The organism is Mesorhizobium sp. M7A.F.Ca.CA.004.04.2.1, assembly GCF_004022825.1.
In the GTDB taxonomy this organism is placed as follows: Bacteria; Pseudomonadota; Alphaproteobacteria; order Rhizobiales; family Rhizobiaceae; genus Mesorhizobium.
In genome coordinates this window covers 1-2,885 of record NZ_RZPH01000789.1, presented here as the reverse complement: position 1 = coordinate 2,885, position 2,885 = coordinate 1, and the positions used below count along the sequence as shown (strand labels likewise).

At 61.5% G+C, this 2,885-nt stretch carries 4 protein-coding genes and 1 pseudogene; 2 read left to right on the top strand and 3 right to left on the bottom strand.

The window, feature by feature from the left end:
• The 3 genes and pseudogenes from EN893_RS27035 to EN893_RS27025 all read right to left on the bottom strand — a co-directional run.
• Positions 1 to 248: pseudogene (locus EN893_RS27035) on the bottom strand (PTS sorbitol transporter subunit IIB); the annotation flags it as partial.
• A 16-nt stretch (positions 249 to 264) separates the two neighbouring features.
• Positions 265 to 1,026: a PTS glucitol/sorbitol transporter subunit IIC gene (locus EN893_RS27030; RefSeq protein WP_013529328.1), complete on the bottom strand. Its 762-nt coding sequence runs from the start codon at positions 1,024 to 1,026 to the stop codon at positions 265 to 267.
• Positions 1,027 to 1,114: 88 nt separating this feature from the next.
• Positions 1,115 to 1,552: a transcriptional regulator GutM gene (locus EN893_RS27025; protein ID WP_127269447.1), complete on the bottom strand. Its 438-nt coding sequence runs from the start codon at positions 1,550 to 1,552 to the stop codon at positions 1,115 to 1,117.
• Positions 1,553 to 1,747: 195 nt separating this feature from the next.
• Here EN893_RS27025 and EN893_RS27020 point away from each other — a divergent pair, with 195 nt between their 5' ends.
• Both EN893_RS27020 and EN893_RS27015 read left to right on the top strand, forming a co-directional pair.
• Positions 1,748 to 2,389, top strand: a complete 642-nt coding sequence (locus EN893_RS27020; RefSeq protein ID WP_024503716.1) for a hypothetical protein — start codon at positions 1,748 to 1,750, stop codon at positions 2,387 to 2,389.
• A 93-nt stretch (positions 2,390 to 2,482) separates the two neighbouring features.
• Positions 2,483 to 2,885: HAD family phosphatase (locus EN893_RS27015; protein WP_164901137.1), on the top strand; the 403-nt coding region annotated here is incomplete at its 3' end.

Sequence of the window (2,885 nt, the reverse complement as noted above, 5' to 3'; positions counted from 1 at the left end):
ACGCCGCATCGTGCGGTGCCGCCGCAGTCGACGACGACAACCGCCATCTCGCTTTCGATCGGCGGCGCCCTGAAGCCGTCGACGGCTTCGCCACCGGTCATGTCGGCGATAAGCTGCGCCACCGGGTGAATGCCACCACCGGTGACGGAAACAACCTTGCTGCGCTGTTCGGTTGGCTCGATGACGAGCGGGCCGCCCCAGCCGGTTTTGCCCTGGGTGATCCTTACGGCTTTGTATGTCTTGGCCATGATGTCCTCCCCGCCCTTACAGCTCGACGCCCTGGCGGCGTGCCATGATCGCGGTGATGCGTTCGGTCAGCATGCCCTTGAGCAGGATGACGACGAGGCCGACGATGGCGTACCAGATCGCCACCTTGACGTGGTAGCCGGCGACGACGACGCCCTTCTTTTCCAGCTCCAGCAGCGCGACGAGAATGCCGCCCCAGACGAAATACTCGCCGGGATTGATGTGCGGGAACAGACCGAGCGGCGGGTGCACATAGGACACGGCCGCGTCATAGAAGGCCGGCTTGTGCTTTTCTTCCAGGAACGATCCGAACGTATAGGCCATCGGATTGGTGAGGAAGAACACCGCCAGCAGCGGCAACAGCGTGTAGCGCGTCAGCGCGATCCGGCCGGCGCCGCGCGCCAGACCATGCACGCGCTCTTCACCGACCAGTTCGGTGACGGCGTAGAAGGCCGTCATCAGCACCACCAGCGTCGGAATGATGCCGGTGACGAAGCCGGCGAAGACCTCGCCGCCCTTCTGGAAGATGCCGATGAAATACTTGCCGATGGCGGTCAGCCAGCCGAGCTGCTCTTCCTGCTGGACGTCCTTCAGCTTTTCCTTGAACTGATCGACGGTGATCGGTCCGCTGTCCGCTTGTGCGAGGACAACGAGATGGTCGGAGGCATGCTCGACTGCGAGCTTGCCATGCAATGCGGCATCCGAGACCATGGCACCTGCGACATGCAGATTGTGCACGGCCATGTCGGCATGCTGCGCCAACAACGAAAATACAGACATTTCTCCTCCTTATGCCACCCGCCAGTTGATCCCAGTCGGTGCGCGGCGTCCTCTATCCCTCTGATTTAGAGCCCGAAATCCTCCGGCTCTAAGCCCTTGCTACATTCAAACCGGACAGGCCCGGCTTCTTCCCCGGCTCCGACCGTGTCTTGTCGATCTGCTCGATCGCTCGTTTCACGGCCTCGGCCACACCGGGTTCCCCCTCCCCCATGATTGCAGGGTTGGACCGGAGTTTATCGAGGGGAACACCCTCGAACTCTTCATGTCTTTTGAACTTGGTGAAGACGGAACGGCCGCTCATCACCATCAGGCGGCGCACGACCAGATCGGGCGTCACCACGACGAGCGCGATGGTGCCCTTGGCCAACCGGCCGCGAAAATTGCCGGCTCCGACGAAGCCGTCCTTGTACTGGTCGGTGACGCCCCTGAAGACATCCGAATAGTGCCGCATCTGCAGCCAGACGCCGAGCGACTGCAGCGCCCACACAATAACCAGCAGAAGCAGTCCCCACTGCCAAATCGCCATTCGGTTCTCCTCCCGAAGCCTCAGTTGAACCGCACCTTGGACCGGCGCGTGACAACAGCAAAGTGAGAACATTTGTTTCCGAGAATGTCAATATGTATGATATTGGCCTCGGCTGCGGTCATCCACAAGGGCGCTGACCGATTTCGGCGGTGCCACCGTTGTGCTAGGCTGACCGGGAAACAGGATACGAGGAACATGGATCTGCCCTTCAGGGACGAACTGGCCTTGATGCCCGATCTTCGCCATCGGCTGCGGCAGTTGCGCTGGTTCCGCGCCACCTTTCGCGGCAGCGCGAAGGTGGTCTCGGACACGTTCGGCGTGCGCTTCGAGATCGACGAGGCCAAACTCACCAGGGCCTTTCTGGACTGGGTCGAGATCATGGAGGCGCAGAAGCGCTTCGCCGCGATCGACCGCGCCGACTTCATCGTCTTTGCCGCCGGCCTCGTGCTGCGCGAGTTGATAAAACAGGCGCCGGCAAAAGAAATCTCCGGCCTCACCCAGCTGATCGAGACAGAAACGAACGCCGGCACGCTGGAAATCGTCCGCTTCTGGCCGGAGGGTTTCCTCTACACCAACTACTGCGTCTCGGTGATTTCGGCGATCCACGAGCAGGAATTCGGCACGGCACCCGGCATCGACAAATGCGCCGACGATTTGCGCACATGGTGGTCCTATCGCGAGAACGTGACCGAGATGCCGGCCTATGCGGTGGCTTTCCTCGACCGCTTTCTCGGCGCCGAGCCGAACTGGATCACCCCGGATCGCGCGCAGTCCCGGCAAGCCATGCAACGGGCGCTCGGGTCTTCCCGTGCGAGCGATGCGTTGCGCCAGCTTTGAGCCCGCTCTTCGCGCCCTCAAAACGCACGCGCTATTGAACATTTGACTTTTTGCCGATAGCGATGTGCGAAAATTGACTCGAGAGGGAAACGCGTGGCGCCACCAAGGCCTATTATTTTCGATTGCGACGGCGTCCTTGTCGACAGCGAGCCGTTGGCCGCCCGCGCCTATGAGCGCGTCTACGAAAAGCACGGCATGCCCGGTGTCAACACCAGCATCATCGCCCAATGCATCGGCATGAAGCAGTCCGATATCATCGCGAGGATCAAGGATTTGACCGGCCACCAGTTTCCGGCGGCGGCGGACGGCGACATCTGGGCCGAGACCAAGGTGCTGTTCTCGCAGGAATTGAAGCCGACACCGGGAATCACTGCGTTTCTGGAGACGCTCGCGGGCGACCGCTGTGTCGCCTCGTCCTCCTCCGTCGAGCGCATAAACCACAGCCTTGCCGTGACCGGGCTGGCGCGTTTCTTCGGCGATGCGATCTACAGTTCCT